Annotated in this window: 13 protein-coding genes and 1 tRNA gene; 6 read left to right on the forward strand and 8 right to left on the reverse strand. The window is 51.4% G+C overall.

What is annotated here, in order from left to right; genetic code table 11:
- Window positions 1-4: 4 nt before the first annotated feature.
- From LHL18_RS06555 to LHL18_RS06575, 5 genes are all read right to left on the reverse strand, one after another.
- On the reverse strand, window positions 5-1,354 hold the full coding sequence (locus tag LHL18_RS06555) for a sigma 54-interacting transcriptional regulator (RefSeq protein WP_134053007.1): 1,350 nt from the start codon (window positions 1,352-1,354) through the stop codon (window positions 5-7).
- Window positions 1,341-1,943 carry a hypothetical protein gene (locus LHL18_RS06560; RefSeq protein WP_134053005.1) on the reverse strand — a complete coding sequence of 201 codons (603 nt, stop codon included), beginning with the start codon at window positions 1,941-1,943 and terminating at the stop codon, window positions 1,341-1,343. The genes LHL18_RS06555 and LHL18_RS06560 overlap by 14 nt, the downstream gene beginning before the upstream one ends.
- Window positions 1,940-3,385 (reverse strand): sensor histidine kinase, encoded by a 1,446-nt coding sequence (locus LHL18_RS06565; RefSeq protein ID WP_226766289.1) that lies wholly within the window; start codon window positions 3,383-3,385, stop codon window positions 1,940-1,942. The genes LHL18_RS06560 and LHL18_RS06565 overlap by 4 nt, the downstream gene beginning before the upstream one ends.
- A gap of 104 nt (window positions 3,386-3,489) precedes the next feature.
- A complete protein-coding gene (locus LHL18_RS06570; RefSeq protein ID WP_134053003.1) occupies window positions 3,490-3,699 on the reverse strand; it encodes a hypothetical protein in 210 nt (69 codons plus the stop codon).
- 335 nt (window positions 3,700-4,034) lie between these two features.
- Entirely contained in the window at window positions 4,035-5,261 is a 1,227-nt protein-coding gene (locus LHL18_RS06575) for an adenosine deaminase family protein (RefSeq protein WP_226766290.1), read from the reverse strand.
- A 155-nt stretch (window positions 5,262-5,416) separates the two neighbouring features.
- Here LHL18_RS06575 and LHL18_RS06580 point away from each other — a divergent pair, with 155 nt between their 5' ends.
- Window positions 5,417-6,781, forward strand: a complete 1,365-nt coding sequence (locus LHL18_RS06580) for a M24 family metallopeptidase (protein WP_226766291.1) — start codon at window positions 5,417-5,419, stop codon at window positions 6,779-6,781.
- A 19-nt stretch (window positions 6,782-6,800) separates the two neighbouring features.
- Here the strand turns inward: LHL18_RS06580 and LHL18_RS06585 are convergent, their stop codons facing one another.
- The gene (locus tag LHL18_RS06585; RefSeq protein WP_226766292.1) at window positions 6,801-7,712 is read right to left on the reverse strand and encodes a LysR family transcriptional regulator; all 912 of its coding nucleotides are present in this window, start codon (window positions 7,710-7,712) and stop codon (window positions 6,801-6,803) included.
- A 129-nt stretch (window positions 7,713-7,841) separates the two neighbouring features.
- Here LHL18_RS06585 and LHL18_RS06590 point away from each other — a divergent pair, with 129 nt between their 5' ends.
- Together LHL18_RS06590 and LHL18_RS06595 are read left to right on the forward strand one after the other, a co-directional pair.
- Entirely contained in the window at window positions 7,842-8,687 is an 846-nt protein-coding gene (locus tag LHL18_RS06590) for a type 1 glutamine amidotransferase domain-containing protein (RefSeq protein WP_226766293.1), read from the forward strand.
- 29 nt (window positions 8,688-8,716) lie between these two features.
- A complete protein-coding gene (locus LHL18_RS06595; RefSeq protein ID WP_226766294.1) occupies window positions 8,717-9,871 on the forward strand; it encodes an iron-containing alcohol dehydrogenase in 1,155 nt (384 codons plus the stop codon).
- A gap of 78 nt (window positions 9,872-9,949) precedes the next feature.
- Here LHL18_RS06595 and LHL18_RS06600 read toward each other — a convergent pair whose 3' ends face one another.
- Window positions 9,950-10,681 (reverse strand): SDR family oxidoreductase, encoded by a 732-nt coding sequence (locus tag LHL18_RS06600; protein ID WP_226766295.1) that lies wholly within the window; start codon window positions 10,679-10,681, stop codon window positions 9,950-9,952.
- A 147-nt stretch (window positions 10,682-10,828) separates the two neighbouring features.
- Here LHL18_RS06600 and LHL18_RS06605 point away from each other — a divergent pair, with 147 nt between their 5' ends.
- On the forward strand, window positions 10,829-11,716 hold the full coding sequence (locus LHL18_RS06605) for an AraC family transcriptional regulator (protein WP_226766296.1): 888 nt from the start codon (window positions 10,829-10,831) through the stop codon (window positions 11,714-11,716).
- A gap of 35 nt (window positions 11,717-11,751) precedes the next feature.
- On the opposite strand, the gene LHL18_RS06610 is transcribed toward LHL18_RS06605, so the two are convergent.
- Window positions 11,752-11,838 (reverse strand) — tRNA-Leu (locus LHL18_RS06610).
- A 249-nt stretch (window positions 11,839-12,087) separates the two neighbouring features.
- Here LHL18_RS06610 and LHL18_RS06615 point away from each other — a divergent pair.
- Together LHL18_RS06615 and LHL18_RS06620 are read left to right on the forward strand one after the other, a co-directional pair.
- A complete protein-coding gene (locus LHL18_RS06615) occupies window positions 12,088-14,022 on the forward strand; it encodes a methyl-accepting chemotaxis protein (protein ID WP_226766297.1) in 1,935 nt (644 codons plus the stop codon).
- 3 nt (window positions 14,023-14,025) lie between these two features.
- Complete coding sequence (locus LHL18_RS06620; RefSeq protein WP_226766298.1) at window positions 14,026-14,748, forward strand: outer membrane protein OmpK; 723 nt, start codon at window positions 14,026-14,028, stop codon at window positions 14,746-14,748.
- Window positions 14,749-14,809: the final 61 nt, after the last annotated feature.

A 14,809-nucleotide genomic window follows, 5' to 3' on the forward strand; every position in this document is an offset into this window, starting at 1 on the left:
CAGTTTACTCGGTTTCATCGCCTTGCTCGGCTACCTGGGCGGCGCTGAGTTCGTGCTTTTTCAGTAATTTATAAAAGTCAGTGCGGTTGCGGCCGGCCAGTTCAGCGGCGCGGGTAACATTGCCTTCAGTCATTTGTAATACGCGGATCAGGTACTGACGCTCAAACTGATCGCGCGCTTCTGTCAGTGGTGGCCAGTAGCTGCTGTCTTGCGATAATGCCTGCTCCACCTGAGCTGCGCCTATTACCGGGCTATGGGTTAACGCCACGCATTGCTCCACCACGTTGACCAGCTGGCGCACATTGCCGGGCCATTTGGCGGTGGCCAGTAGCTGCATGGCATCATCTGAAAAACGCGTTACATCAACCTGATGCCGTTCTACACTTTGCTGCAGCACATGGCGTGCCAGCAAAGGGATATCTTCGGGTCGCTGCTCAAGGCTTGGCAATTGCAGGTTAACCACATTCAGCCGGTAGTATAAATCTTCACGGAAGCTGCCGTCCTGCATAGCTTGCTGCAGGTCGCGGTGTGTTGCCGATAGCACCCTGACGTTAATGGGTACCGTTTTGGCGCTGCCAACCGGGCGTATCTGCCGCTCCTGCAGTGCTCGCAGCAGTTTAACCTGCAGCGCAACCGGCATGTCGCCAATCTCATCCAAAAACAAAGTGCCGCCATCGGCTTCCCGGAACAGGCCGCCATGCTCGGTGACTGCGCCGGTAAAGGCGCCTTTGGTATGGCCAAACAGCTCAGATTCCAGCAGATGTTCCGGCAAGGCGCCGCAGTTTATCGCCACAAAGGCTTTTGATGCACGTGGGCTGGCTTTGTGTATCGCTTTAGCCAGCAGTTCTTTACCTGTACCACTGGCGCCGGTGATCAACACGCTGACATCGCGCTGCGCTACACGGTAACTTTGCTCCAGGACATCTTCCATCAGGCGCGAGCGGGTAATAATATCTTCGCGCCATTCAGCCTGTTCCGGCACTGATTGATGCACAGCATTTTGTAAAATATCGCGCAGCTCACTGGTATTCAATGGTTTGGTCAGAAAGCCGAACACGCCGCGCTGGGTAGCAGCAACGGCTTCCGGGATCGAGCCGTGAGCTGTCATCAGCACCACCGGCAAACCCGGGTAGCGTTTGGCAATTTCATCAAACAGGCTCATACCGTCAAGGCCTGGCATCCGCAAATCGCTCAGCACGACGTCAATACTGTTTTTGGCCAGTAAAGGCAAAGCTGCCTCGGCGCTGTCCGCACTGATTACCTGATAGCCTTCGCCTTCCAAACGCAGGGTTAACAGCCGCAGCAGGCTTGGGTCATCGTCAACAAGCAATAAACGGGGCTTAGCGCTGGCCATTATTATCCTCTTGCACCTTAGGTTGATTCAGCTGGGCCTCTATCTGGGTCAGCGCATCTATTTTCTTTTGCAATTCGCGGTTGGTTTTTTGCAGCCGTTCTATGTTGTCATGTTGCTGCGCGTTTAAACGCGTCAGTGCGCTGACTGCGGATTCGGCTTCCAGCAACTTCTGGTTAAACGTCAAATCCCAGCTCAGCAAAGCCGCCAACTGCGGTGGCAGGCTGGCCAGCTGATCGGCCAGTTGCATCTGGATCCGCAGCCGCGTCAGGTATGGGGTGTCGGGATGCAGTTGCAAAATAGTACGCTTGAGCATCCAGACATCGTTCTGTGTGGTATCGCTGTTAAGCAGTTCGCGCTCTTCATTTACCCGGTTTAGCATAGCGGCGCGGTAGTTGACCCAGGCTTGTAACGCATCGGCATCGTCGCTGATCTTTAGTGCGGGCGCAGCCGGTTCCGGTTGTTCGGCGAAATCGACTAACGGCTCTGTCTGTGGCAACGGCTCTGGCACTGGCGCTATAGGCTCAGGTGCCGGCGTCATCTGGCAGCCAGCCAGAGTCAGGCTAAAAAGGATGATTAATCCGCTTTTCATGCTGGTTTGTCCTCTAACAGCGGTAGCCGCACCCTAATACAGACGTCGGCATAAATAACATCAACAATGTCGGCATGGCCGCCCAGCAGGCGCGCGCAGTCGGCAACGATAGATAACCCCAGGCCGGAGCCTTGTACTGCATCAAACCTTGGTGTAGTGCCACGCTGAAAGGGTTCAAATAACTTCTCGCGCAGTGCAGTAGGAATAGGATTACCATTGTTTGCGACATCCAGAAACAACTGATGTTCCTGCTGGTACAATTTTACCCATACCGGGCTGTTCTGGCTGCCATAGGCCTGAGCATTGTTAATCAGGTTATCCAGTATACGCCGGAATAGCGTAGCGTCGGTATAAATCGCGCTGAGCTGACAACTCAGGTCGATACTCTGACCGCGTTGTTGTAACGACAGCGCATGGTCGTTAAAGCAATCGGTCAGCAGTTGTTGCGGCGAATGCCAGTCTGGTTCGGGCTTAGCCTGTTGCAGCAAGCGGTTGTAATCCAGCAGCTGTTCAGTTAATACGCTGAGCCGGTCGGCGCTGCCATTTAGCAAGCCTACTACCTCCAGCTGCTGAGGGTTTAACGGGCCTACCAGCTGTTCACTGAGTAATGAACACCCTTCACGAATGCTGGACAGCGGCGTCTTTAACTCGTGCGATGCGTGGCGCAGTAAAATCAGCCTGAGTGCTTCCAGCTGTTGCAGGCGCGAACTTAACCAGCGCAGCTGTTCACCCAGTTCAGTCAGTTCACGCGGGCCAGTCATTTTTTCTTCCGGAAACTGATGCTGCTGCCCGATAGCGCGGATCATTCTGTCCAGCTTACGCACCGGTGCCGTAATGCGGCCAGAAGCCCACAGCACCAACAGCAGGGTCAGCAACACCAGCGCGACCGTTTGCCAGGCCAGTTGTTGTTGGCTCTCAACCACAAAATGCTGCTGTTGTTGCAGGTTTTTTTCCAGTAGCAACCAGATTTGCTGCGTCAGTTGTTGTTGCTGTAAACGAAACTGCTGCATTACCGGCTCCAGTTCGCTGCTGCTAAGCGCAGTGAAATTGTCCAGAATGATTTGCAGCTGATACTGCTGTTGCTGGCATAACTGCGGCTGGCCGACATTGTCACACACCTGTTGTAGCAGGGCCTGATAATTATCCAGATGGGTTTGGGCTACCCGTGCTAACGCTTCGGTTTTTACTACGGCATGCTGGCGTACTGCCCGTTCTATATCGACCACCAGGTTCTGCATGTTCTCGGCGCGGCGCACACTGGCAATCGAAGATTCAGCTTCTGCGACAGCGTTTTGGCTTACGCCATTAAGTGCCCTGTGGCTTTGCCACATCAATACCGCCACCGGGATCAGGGCGAGAAAAAAGCTCAATAACACCAGTTGCCGCAAAGAAGCAGTTTGCAAAGAAAAGCGCATAGTCGTTTGTCGTAATCGCAGGGCCATTAAGCATACCCTATTTTAACGGCAAAAAAAAAAGGCCAGTGGGGTTCTGGCCTTACAAAAATTCAGCGAAACCGCTGAACTCATGGGATAGTGGCGCAGGCGGCTTAAGCCGCCTCGGCCAGGTAAGATGGCTGGTAAGCCGTTGCAGCAGGTAATGCCGGTGCTGCAACAGGTTGTGTTGGGGTAGCGGCCATTTGAGCCTGTTCCCAAGCCAACACGCTGTCGTTGTTCAGATTTACACGGCGCAGCATGCTGATCACTACAGCTACATTAGCCAGTAAGAACAACATTGTACCCATCAGAAATAAGTCCATAACAACCTCCGTTAAATGCAGCCTTACATCAGTGTGCTGCGTTCAGTCAGTTCGAAGGAGAATGTGGCAAAGGCACTTGGAAACCTGCACTTGCGACATTCTCCTGTAACGTCGCTTGCCAGAACTAATACAAGGGTCGTGCCAGGTTTGGAATTTATTTTTATACTGTTTTAAATCAATAGTTTATCGTTGGTGTGCTGGCGGTGGGGGCATGGTGTGTAGATTAACTGTCGCAGTTCGGCGACAGTTAATCTGGGTGGAATTAGATATTGTTATTTATCAACAGTTTACAGTGTATGCTTTTGGCGACACATTGTGTAAGTTGTTGAATTTAATTATATAAACTCATATTTTTTGGCTACGCGATCAAAATATTCCAGACACTGCTTGGCATACTCGCGTTTTTCAACATAAGTGCCGGGAAAAAAGCTCTTCTTGAAGCCATATGCCACCATATCTTTTAACCGTTTCAGCGGAATATCAAAGTTATCCAGGGCCAGCTGATACTCTTTGCTGACAGTGGTGTTCGATACTAAGCGGTTATCGGTGCAAATTACGGTGGCAATGCGGCTTTCCAGCATGTCTTTAAATTTGTGCTGCTTAATATCGGTGATCGCCGGATTGGTTTGCAGGTTGCTGGTTAAGCAGACTTCAATCGCAATGCGTTTATCGGCAATATAGGATGCCAGATTACGAATATAAGCCGCTTTGTCGTGAATGTCGTTGTCGCTAATCATTTCCGGAATAAACATGGAGTAGCCATGGCCGATGCGGTCGGCATAACATTCGGTAATGGCCTCAAATACGCTCTCTGCACCATAAGCTTCACCGGCATGTAAAGTTTTCAGTAAAAAATGCTGGTGGGCGTATTCGTATACCTCTTTAAACTTGCTGGCCGGATAGCCGCTTTCCTGACCTGCCAGATCCAGGCCGACAATCGGCATACCTTCGTCATCGCGCAGCCGCACACTGGCCCGCACCAGCTCCATCGCTGCCAGTTTAATCACATCCATCGGTGCAAAATCACGCATCAGCTGAAACAGGTTGGTGTAATAAGGCGAGAAGCCTTTGTCGCCAAACATGCGCATGGCGCAGTTAATAATGCCATAGGCAAAAGGCGGCTTAGCGCCGCTAAGCACAGGTTCTGAGCGGTTGTACTCCTGCATTGCGCGTTTTAAACCATTATTAACGGCATGCATGACGCGGTCGAAATCGATGCCATTGGGTAAGTCGATAAGCAGTTGCGGGGCAAAACGCACTTCGATGTAGTTTACGCCTTCCAGTTGGTTATCAATGGCCAGCTCATAGGCAGCTCGCTCCAGGTTCTCCATATCACGCAGTACGGCACAGGTGTACTGAAAGCAGTGTAAATATTCGCCCAGATTGTGGTATTTATCTTTAAATACCAGCTGTTTAAGCCCTTCTACGGTATCGGCAGGCAGTTTAGTACCGGTACGTTTGGCCATTTCAATCAGGCTTTCGAGCCGCAAGCTGCCATCCAGATGCAAGTGGAGGTCGGATTTAGGCATCTCTTTGATAAATTCAGCAGAATAACGCGGCATAACAACTCCTTGGCAGTTCACTGCCGTTAAGTGTATCGCAAATTCAGTGCTATTCGTGGCTTTACTGTCATATTCACCCTCTGTTTGCTTGCTTAAGCGGTTTAACTGGCTTAAAACAAAGCAATAATCAGAACAACAATGCTAAAGGAACTGCAATGAAATCCTTCCCCACCTTGCTGGCTATAGCCTGTGCATTTTTGACCAGCAACCTGCTAGCCAAAACCGATACTTTTGCTCAGGGGCGTCAGCTTCTTTCTGCCAGCGAGTTTCAGGTGCTGAGCCCCCGCCAGCGGGTCGCGCCGGAAAATCAAATGTTAACTGAGCGGCTCGAGCAGTTGCTGCCGCAGTTGATGGCAGAAGCGGGCTTGGATATGTGGCTGGTGGTTAACCGTGAGTACGCCGAAGATCCGGTGTACTTTACGCTGGTACCTCAGCCGACGTTTGCCGCCAGGCGCACCACTATGTTGCTGTTTAGCCGCAAAGCCGATGGCAGCCTGGAGAAGTTATCGGTCAACCGTTATCCGCTTGGGGCGCCCTATGAGTCTGCCTGGTCTGGTGGCGATTTAGCGGCGCAGTGGCAGGCACTGGCAGCAGAAATTGTAAAGCGCTCGCCTAAGCAAATTGGTATTAACGTATCTGAGCACTGGCCGGTAGCGGATGGCTTAACTTCAGGTTTGCATCAGCAGCTGCTTAAGGTATTGCCAGCTGAGTATCAGCCGCGGCTGGTCAGCGCCGAGAAATTAGTGATCCGCTGGTTCGAGCAGCGCACTGCCAGTGAGTTGCAGCTATATCCGCAGGTGGTGGGGCTGGCCAGAGGCGTAATCGCCGAAGCGTTCAGTAATAAGGTGATCACGCCCGGGGTAACAACCACTGACGATGTGGTTTGGTATATCCGCGAGCGCTTTGAGCAGCTGGATTTGCCGGTATGGTTTACGCCCTCGGTCAGTTTACAGCGTGCAGGCACAAGTTGTCAGGCCGACAGCCCGTTTTGCGGCAGCAGTGGCATTATTCAGCGTGGCGATGCGCTGCATACCGACGTCGGAATTTGTTATCTGAAACTCTGTACTGATACCCAGGAAATGGCCTATGTATTGAAAAATGGTGAGTCTGATGTGCCTGCAGGGTTAAAACAAGCACTGGCCACCGGCAACCGCTGGCAGGATCTGTTAACCAACGAATTCCGGGCTGGCCGCACTGGCAACGAGGTGCTGGCTGCGACCCATAAAGCTGCGGCGAAAGCGAAGATTAACCACAGCACCTACACCCATGCGTTGGGTTTTGTCGGTCATGCACCGGGGCCAACCATAGGCATGTGGGATAATCAGGGCCCGACAGCGGTGCAGGGTGACTGGCCGGTATATGCCAACACCGCTTATGCCATTGAAGGCAATATTAAGCAGGTGGTGCCAGAGTGGCAAAACCAGCTGATACAGATAAAGCTGGAGCAAAGCGCTTACTTTGATGGCAAACAGGTGATCTATCTGGCGGGCCGGCAAACACAGTGGCATCTGATTCGTTAGTAAAGCGCTGTGGTGAGGCTCAGCCAGCCGTATCGGCGGCATATTTATTGATATTGGCAAAGGCCATCAGAATATCTTTGGCGTAGCTGACACGGGGGTGTTTCAGTGCCCCTTTACGCCAGACCAGGTAAATCACGTTTTCCGGGCCGGCTGCGCCTAAACGTACCAGTTCGCCGCTTTTAATACCATCGCGGCACAGGTAATCCGGCAATACGCTGTAGCCAACACCGGCTTTAACAATACCGGCAATCGCCCTGATGTCGGGGCAGATGGCCGCGATCGGTGACTGGCAGCTTTGATTAAACACGGCATTAAAATATTGCCGGATAAGCGGTAGCGTGCTGTCGTAGCTGACGACCGGATACAGCGCCAGTTGCTCGGCGCTAACAGGCAACTGCTGCAGCTGTGTACCGGTAAAGCGGTTTGCCACCAGCATCAGCCGTTCACTATCAATAATCTGATAGTCAAATGCTTCAGGATCGGGTGTTGAGGCAGTAATAGCCAGCTCTGCAGTGCCTTCGGTCAGCAGCTGATAAATCCGCTCTTTGTTGCCAATATGCACCACCAGATTCACTTCGCCGGCCTGCAGCAAGTTGGCAAACTGTGCCCCGGCAATATGGCTGATGTACTCTGCCGGCCCGGCGATGTTTAATGTGCCGTATACAGCTTTACTGCGGTTACGCACTGATGCCAGCTTTTGTTCTACCGCATCCAGATGTGTTGACACCTGCAGTGCTAAATCGTGCGCAGCCGCTGTGGGCTCAACACCACGTGCCTTGCGCTCAAACAGCTCCACCCCTATCAGCGATTCAATACTTTGAATATGGGCCGTAGCAGCGGGTTGGGATAGCCCCAAATTGGCAGCAGCTTTGGTGATAGTGCGGCAGCGGTAAACTTCGACAAAAGTGCGGAGCTGAACAAAGTATGACATTACAATAAGCCATCAGAAATATGATGGCTGATCATAAAAGCGCTGAATTCTCATCGCAAGCGAAACCGCCTAAGCTTGTGTCATCTGATGCTGCAACGGGCAGCTTAACAACAGACAAGTGAGGATAGGATGTTTAAGCAAACACTTTTAGCGGTGGCAGTATTAAGCAGCCTGGGTCAGGTTGCTCAGGCCGAAACCAGTAAAGGTCAGATCCTGGTACTGTTATCCAGCGAAAGCCAGATGCAGCTGCAGGACGGCAAAACGCTAAGTACCGGTTACTACCTGAATGAATTTGGCGTGCCGGCGGATGCGTTTTTGCAGGCAGGTTATGAACTGGTACTGGCCACACCCAAAGGTAATGCGCCTGCAGTGGATGAGAAATCTGTCACAGCGCAGTATTTCGGTGGCAGTGAAGCAGAAATGCAACGTATTCAGCAGGTGATAGCGGAGCTTCCTGGTATCGACGACACTTTGTCATTGCAGGAGGTGATCGACGGTGGCCTGGCACAATATGAAGCGGTATTTATCCCCGGTGGCCATGCGCCGCTGATTGATTTAGCCAATAACCCGCAGGTTGGTACTATACTGACGCATTTTAATGCACAGGCTAAACCCACGGCGGCGATTTGCCATGGCCCGATAGCGCTGCTGTCTGCCCAGCAGAATCCGCAGCAATACCAGCAGGCACTGGTACAGCAAAAAACACCTGTGGCCAGCAAGTGGATTTACCAAGGCTACAAAATGACCATTTTCTCAGATGTAGAAGAAACGGTATTTGAGACATCGTTAAAGGGTGACAAGTTGCAGTATTACCCTGGCAAAGCCATGCAACAGGCCGGTGGCAATATGCAATACAGTGAAGCCTGGACACCGAATGTGGTGGTAGATCGTGAACTGATTACCGGGCAAAACCCGTTCTCCGATAAAGCCCTGGCTGCTGCGATGTTAGATAAACTGGCAACTGCCACCGAATAATGCTGTGAACCGATACGATAGGAGTTGTTATGCTGAACTTTACCTTTAAAAACCAAACCGAAATTCTGTTTGGTAAAGGCCAGATTAAAGAGGCCAAAAGCCGTTTACCGCAAGACGCCCAGGTATTACTGTTGTACGGCGGCGGTTCGATTAAACGTAACGGCGTGTACGATGATGTGCTGACGCTGTTAAATGGCATCCAGTACGAAGAGTTTTCCGGCGTAGAACCTAACCCAACACTGGAAACCCTGATGCAGGCAGTAGAGCTGGTGCGCAGTAAACAGCTGAATTTTATTCTGGCTGTGGGTGGTGGTAGCGTGATTGATGGTGCCAAGTTTATTGCTGCAGCGGCAAACTTTGATGGCGAACCGTGGGATATTCTGGCTAAAGGCGCTGCTTTTACTTCGGCGCTGCCAATAGGTGCAGTACTGACGTTGCCGGCTACCGGTTCTGAAAGCAATGGCAACTCTGTGGTGACCAACAAAGCAACCGCGCAAAAACGCGCCTTTGGTTCCGACCTGGTGCAACCGGTATTTGCGGTACTGGACCCGGTATACACTTACTCGCTGCCAGTAAAGCAGGTCGGCAACGGCGTAGTGGATGCATTTGTGCATGTGATTGAGCAGTACCTGACCTATCCGGTAAACGCACCACTGCAAGACCGCTTTGCTGAAGGTATTTTGCAAACCCTGATTAGCGAAGGGCCAAAAGCGCTTGCTACGCCGCAAGACTATGATGTACGCGCCAATGTGATGTGGGCCGCTACCATGGCACTTAACGGGTTAATTGGCAAAGGCGTACCGCAGGACTGGGCCACCCATATGATTGGCCACGAGCTGACAGCACTGTTTGGTCTGGATCATGCGCAGACACTGGCAATAGTGTTACCAGCGCTGATGTATGCGCAGCGTGAGCAAAAACGACAGAAGCTGCTACAGTTTGGCCAGCGTGTTTTTGCCATAAACAGTGGCAACGCCGACGATGTGATCGATAAAACCATTAAAGCCACGCAGGACTTTTTCGAGCATATGGGTGTGAAAACCCGGCTGTCAGATTACAACTTGGGCGCAGCCGATATCGATAAACTTATCGCTAACCTGGAGCGTAATGGTATGACGGCGTTAGGTGAACACGGTGATATCGATTTAGCTAAAGCAAGGCAGATACTGGAGCTGGCGCTGTAAAACTACTACAGCAACTCGTGACGAAAACCCCGGTGCGCATGACGCGGCCGGGGTTTTAATCTGGCTTAAACGGCGCTCTTAATAGGCCGATTGTGTAGGCTGGATAATCATTTCATCGACATTTACATCGTCCGGTTGTGCTATCGCGTAGGCAATGGCATTTGCTATCGCGTCAGGCTTCAGCGCTACCTGACGAAAATCTTCCAGCCAGGCCTTGGTTGCGCTGTCGGTAGTGGTATGCGCCAACTCGCTTTCTACTACGCCCGGCGAAATAGTGGTAACCCTTACCTTCTTTGTCTCCATACGCAGGCCATTAGAAATTGCACGCACTGCGAACTTGGTACCGCAGTACACTGCAGCGGTCGGAAATACAGTGTGTGCAACTATAGAGGCAGTATTGATTATATGGCCGCCACGTTGCTCCATCACGCTGAGCACAGATTCAATGCCGTTCAGAACACCTTTAATGTTGACGTCTATCATCCGGTCCCACTCATCGGCTTTCAGCGCCGCCATCGGTGACAGCGGCATCAAGCCGGCGTTGTTCACCAAAACATCCACCGGGCCGAACTCTTCGCTGGCAGCCGCTACTACCGCCTTAAAGTTTTCGCGTGATGTGACATCAAGCGTATAGGCTTTCGCTTTACCACCAGATTGCTTAATTCTCTGGGTTAATGTTTCAAGCCGGTCGGTGCGTCGTGCCGCCACCAGTACAGTGTGCCCGGCTTTAGCCAGCACTTCGGCAGTGGTCTCGCCAATACCGCTGCTGGCGCCGGTGATCAGAACAACTTTAGATTTAGTCATGGTCATAACAAAACTCCTTCGTAGATACAGGAAATACTGCTGCTTTAATACGGGCTAACCCGATGCCTGTTATGTTAAAAGGATGAAGGACTGTTATGGATACCCAAAGATACGCTATGATTGCCTGATTATCCAACTTGAGTGGTAAGCCAGATGAATGAAGGTTTATTGAAACAGCAATTGTTGCAGCTGGTGCAGCAGGTGGCTGTTAATGAAGGCTTAAACATCACCGCCATCCCCAACGTATTTTGCTATAAGGTTAGCCGCACCCAGATCACGATGCCGGCAGTGTATGAGCCTTGTCTGTGTATTATTGTGCAGGGCCGCAAAAACGTATTGCTTGGCGCCGATATGCTAAGTTACGGCGAACTGGAGTTTCTGGTGGCCTCGGTCGACTTACCTATTCTTGGTACCGTGGTAGAGGCATCAGAGCCGCAGCCGTATTATGTTATCCAGATTAATATTGATGTCAGGCTACTGTCAGAATTACTGCTGCAGATGGAACATTTGGCCGTGGCAAACCGTAAAGCTGAAAGTGGTTTGTTTATCGGCCAGGTTGACCCACAAATGGGCGATAGCCTGATGCGTTTATTAACATTAATGCAAGTGCCAGACGATATTCCGGTACTGGGCGAAAGCCTGGTCCGCGAGATGCACTATCGTATGCTGCGTAGCAACTACGGCAAAGAAATCGCACAGATCTCATTAAAAGGCACGCCAACTCAGCGCATCTCGGTTGCTATTCAGAAATTACGCCGTGACTACGATCAAACCGTTACCATAGAGGAACTGGCGGCGATGGCCGGAATGAGCGTGTCGTCTTTTCATGCCCATTTTAAAGCGGTAACCAATATGAGCCCGTTGCAGTTTCAGAAGTCAGTGCGGTTGGTCGAAGCGCGTAGTTTGATGATTGCGCAGCATCTGGATGCGGCCAGCACAGCATATGAGGTTGGCTACGAAAGCCCGTCGCAATTCAGCCGCGAATATGCGCGCATGTTTGGCAGCCCGCCAGCACGTGATATTGCCAGAATCAGGTTATAGCCAGGCATTACGGAAAATAAATCAGACAGGTAAAATGGTGCCCGGGGCCGGACTTGAACCGGCACGGGGTTTCCCCCGAGGGATTTTAAATCCCTTGTGTCTACCGATTTCACCACCCGGGCAGAGTCGTTGGCGCGAACGCGCTTGGTAAGACGGCGCGCATCTTAAGTAACCCTGCAACTTTATGCAAGCTATTTTCTGCTTTCGGTAGCACTGTTAACCAAAATCACACCATTTTTGTTACTTATATTTCAAAGCTTTATTGAACTGCGCTGCTATGCTTATTTTTGCACACCGTATTTAAGTGTTTACTGAATAACGTCGCTTTACTGTTCCGGCTTGTATCTCAGCACGCATATCACGGAGACAATATGCAAAGATTTAAACTGCGCACTGTATTTATCGCTTTTGTCGCACTGGCGCTGGCACTGCTAACGCTGGTCGCCACGCTGATTAATATTAATCAGTTTTCCGGTTTGTATTATGGCCAGACAGAAAGCGAATATCTGCCCAATACTGTAGGCCGTATCAGTGAGCAGGTGCGGTCTGAGCTGATGTACCCTATTACCTTGTCAGAAAATCTGGCAGCGAACAGCTTGCTGCACGATTGGATGCGAGCCGGCGAAACGGCAGCGCCTAATCATGAACAGGTGCTGGCATATTTTAAAAAACAGCAGCAGAACGCCGGTGCCTCAACCTTATTCTGGGTGTCGGATTTCAGTAAAACCTACTACACCGAAGCAGGGGTATTTAAAACCATTTCGGCAGCTGAACCACGCGACAGCTGGTTTTTTACCTTTCTTAACAGCAATGCAAAGCGCGAGCTGGCGATAGATGCAGATGAGCGCAGCGGTAAGCTGACGCTGTTTGTTAATGCGGCGGTGACTGTTGATGGCAAGCGCGCTGGCGTTGCCGGGCTGGGTTATGATGTGTCGGCTATTGCCAGCCTGGTGTCGGGCTATAAGCTGGGGCAGAATGGCTTTCTGTTTCTGGTTGATGCCAATGGCATGATAGTGGTGCACCGCGATTTGTCACTGGCGCGGAAAAACATTCAGCAACTACCGCAGTACCAGGCCGTGGCGCAACAAATTACGCAGCACAACACCGGTTTTAGCCTGCAACAGGTGCAATTATATGACGAGCAGGTTTATGTCGGCGTGCAGGATATCCGTGATACCGGGCTGAAACTGGTGGCAGTGTTACCCTCAGCTGAAATCAGCAGCGCCATTAACAGCGTGATCTCGTTCTCGGTCATTGCCAGTATCGTATTGGCTGCCGTGTTTATTGCGCTGACAGTGCTGTTTGCCAATTCACTGAGTAACTCTATCCGCCAGGTTGGCGAAAATTTGCTGCAAATGTCGGGCGATGGCGGTGACTTAACCAAGCGGCTTGATGACAGCTATGACAATGAGCTGGGGCATCTGGCAAAAGGCTTTAATGCCATTATTGGTAAAATCCGTGAACTGGTAGCCGAAATTCAGCAAACCGAAACCGCGATGAAAACCGGTATCGAGCAGTTAGCGCAACTGGCAAACGACACCTTTCACTCGACTGAATTGCAACGCGCGCAAACCGACCAGGTTGCTACAGCAATAACCGAAATGGGCCAGACGATCTCGGAGGTATCCGGCATAGCCCACCATACCGCGCAAGACACCGAAGCCGCGGTGCAGGACACGCATAAAACCAACGACAATATGGCCCTGACGTCACGTACCATGCAGCAGCTCAATAGTGTAATGGGCGATATTGAAAAAACCATTGTCGATTTTGCTCAGCAGGCGTCGCAAATTAACTCGGTAGTGGAAGTGATTAACGCGATTTCTGAACAAACCAACCTACTGGCGCTGAATGCTGCTATTGAGGCGGCCCGTGCCGGTGAGCAGGGCCGGGGGTTCGCGGTTGTCGCCGATGAAGTGCGTAATCTGGCCAAACGCACGCAGGAGTCCACACTGGAAATACGTGATCAGATAGCCCAGTTGCAACAAACGGCGCAGCAATCTACTGCGGCGATTCGCGAAGGTACAGTAAGCAGCCAACAGGTGGCAGAGAACACCGAGCACTCTGTTGCCGCCCTTATCAATATTAAGCAGAAGTTTGAAGCGATAAGCAGTGGTAACCATCAGGTTGCTGCGGCAACAGAAGAGCAGGGCACAGTGGTCGAGCATATTAATGAGTCGGCGCATTTAATTTCCGACAGTGCCGCCAGCATTCACCACAATGCCGAACAGCAGCTTAAAGCGATCAGTTTATTGCAGCAGCGCGCCGAGCAACTACGGGCACTGGTTACCCAGTTTAAGGTGTAAAAGATGAAAGCATTGATTTTAGCTGGCCTGTGCGCCGGATGCAGCCTGCCACTGCAGGCCGAAGTGCTGTGGCAGGATGTCAGCGTCACGTATTTAAATGGTAGCAACTACCGGGTAGACGGGCCGGATAAACAGGTGCTGACATTTGAGCATGCGGCAGGTACCAGCTGGGGAGATAGCTTTTTCTTCTTCGATCACCTGCGCGCTGATAATGGCGGGCGCAGCAATTATGCCGAGTGGTCGCCAAGGCTTAGCCTGGGTAAGCTAAGTAATACTGAACTGAAATATGGCATCGTTAAAGATGTGCTGTTTACCAGCACGATAGAGATGTCATCGCTGCAAACCAATTTTCTCTATGGTGTGGCGACCGACTTAAGCGTGCCGGGGTTTAATTACTTTAACCTTAACTTCTACCGGCGTAATAACGACGGCGTTGCCGACAACTGGCAGCTGACCACCACCTGGGCCATCCCGTTCAGCCTGGGCGAACTGCAGTTTTTGTATGATGGCTTTCTGGACTGGAGCAGTGCCACTGCAGATCAAAGTGCCAGTATGAATATGACCTCGCAGTTAAAATGGGCGCTGCATCCGCTGCTGAATATGAAAAGCAAACTCTATGTCGGCGTAGAGTATGTGTACTGGCGCAACAAATATGGCATAGCCGACAGCCCAGCGTTTCGCACCGATGAGTCAAACGTAAACTTATTGGTAAAAGCGCATTTCTAACTATTTGGAACACGTAAGCCGGTTTACCCTAAGCCCACCGTTGAAGCCCTGGATGGGCGGA

This window comes from Rheinheimera aquimaris (assembly GCF_020531985.1).
GTDB classification, from domain to species: Bacteria; Pseudomonadota; Gammaproteobacteria; order Enterobacterales; family Alteromonadaceae; genus Alishewanella; species Alishewanella aquimaris.

Bases quoted from the DNA above. Each gene is read 5' to 3' on its own strand.
- LHL18_RS06590 (WP_226766293.1), top strand. From the start codon at position 7,842: ATGTTTAAGCAAACACTTTTAGCGGTGGCAGTATTAAGCAGCCTGGGT.
- LHL18_RS06585 (WP_226766292.1), bottom strand. From the start codon at position 7,712: ATGTCATACTTTGTTCAGCTCCGCACTTTTGTCGAAGTTTACCGCTGC.
- LHL18_RS06560 (WP_134053005.1), bottom strand. From the start codon at position 1,943: ATGAAAAGCGGATTAATCATCCTTTTTAGCCTGACTCTGGCTGGCTGC.
- LHL18_RS06570 (WP_134053003.1), bottom strand. From the start codon at position 3,699: ATGGACTTATTTCTGATGGGTACAATGTTGTTCTTACTGGCTAATGTA.
- LHL18_RS06620 (WP_226766298.1), top strand. From the start codon at position 14,026: ATGAAAGCATTGATTTTAGCTGGCCTGTGCGCCGGATGCAGCCTGCCA.
- LHL18_RS06615 (WP_226766297.1), top strand. From the start codon at position 12,088: ATGCAAAGATTTAAACTGCGCACTGTATTTATCGCTTTTGTCGCACTG.
- LHL18_RS06575 (WP_226766290.1), bottom strand. From the start codon at position 5,261: ATGCCGCGTTATTCTGCTGAATTTATCAAAGAGATGCCTAAATCCGAC.
- LHL18_RS06595 (WP_226766294.1), top strand. From the start codon at position 8,717: ATGCTGAACTTTACCTTTAAAAACCAAACCGAAATTCTGTTTGGTAAA.
- LHL18_RS06605 (WP_226766296.1), top strand. From the start codon at position 10,829: ATGAATGAAGGTTTATTGAAACAGCAATTGTTGCAGCTGGTGCAGCAG.
- LHL18_RS06565 (WP_226766289.1), bottom strand. From the start codon at position 3,385: ATGGCCCTGCGATTACGACAAACGACTATGCGCTTTTCTTTGCAAACT.
- LHL18_RS06580 (WP_226766291.1), top strand. From the start codon at position 5,417: ATGAAATCCTTCCCCACCTTGCTGGCTATAGCCTGTGCATTTTTGACC.
- LHL18_RS06555 (WP_134053007.1), bottom strand. From the start codon at position 1,354: ATGGCCAGCGCTAAGCCCCGTTTATTGCTTGTTGACGATGACCCAAGC.
- LHL18_RS06600 (WP_226766295.1), bottom strand. From the start codon at position 10,681: ATGACCATGACTAAATCTAAAGTTGTTCTGATCACCGGCGCCAGCAGC.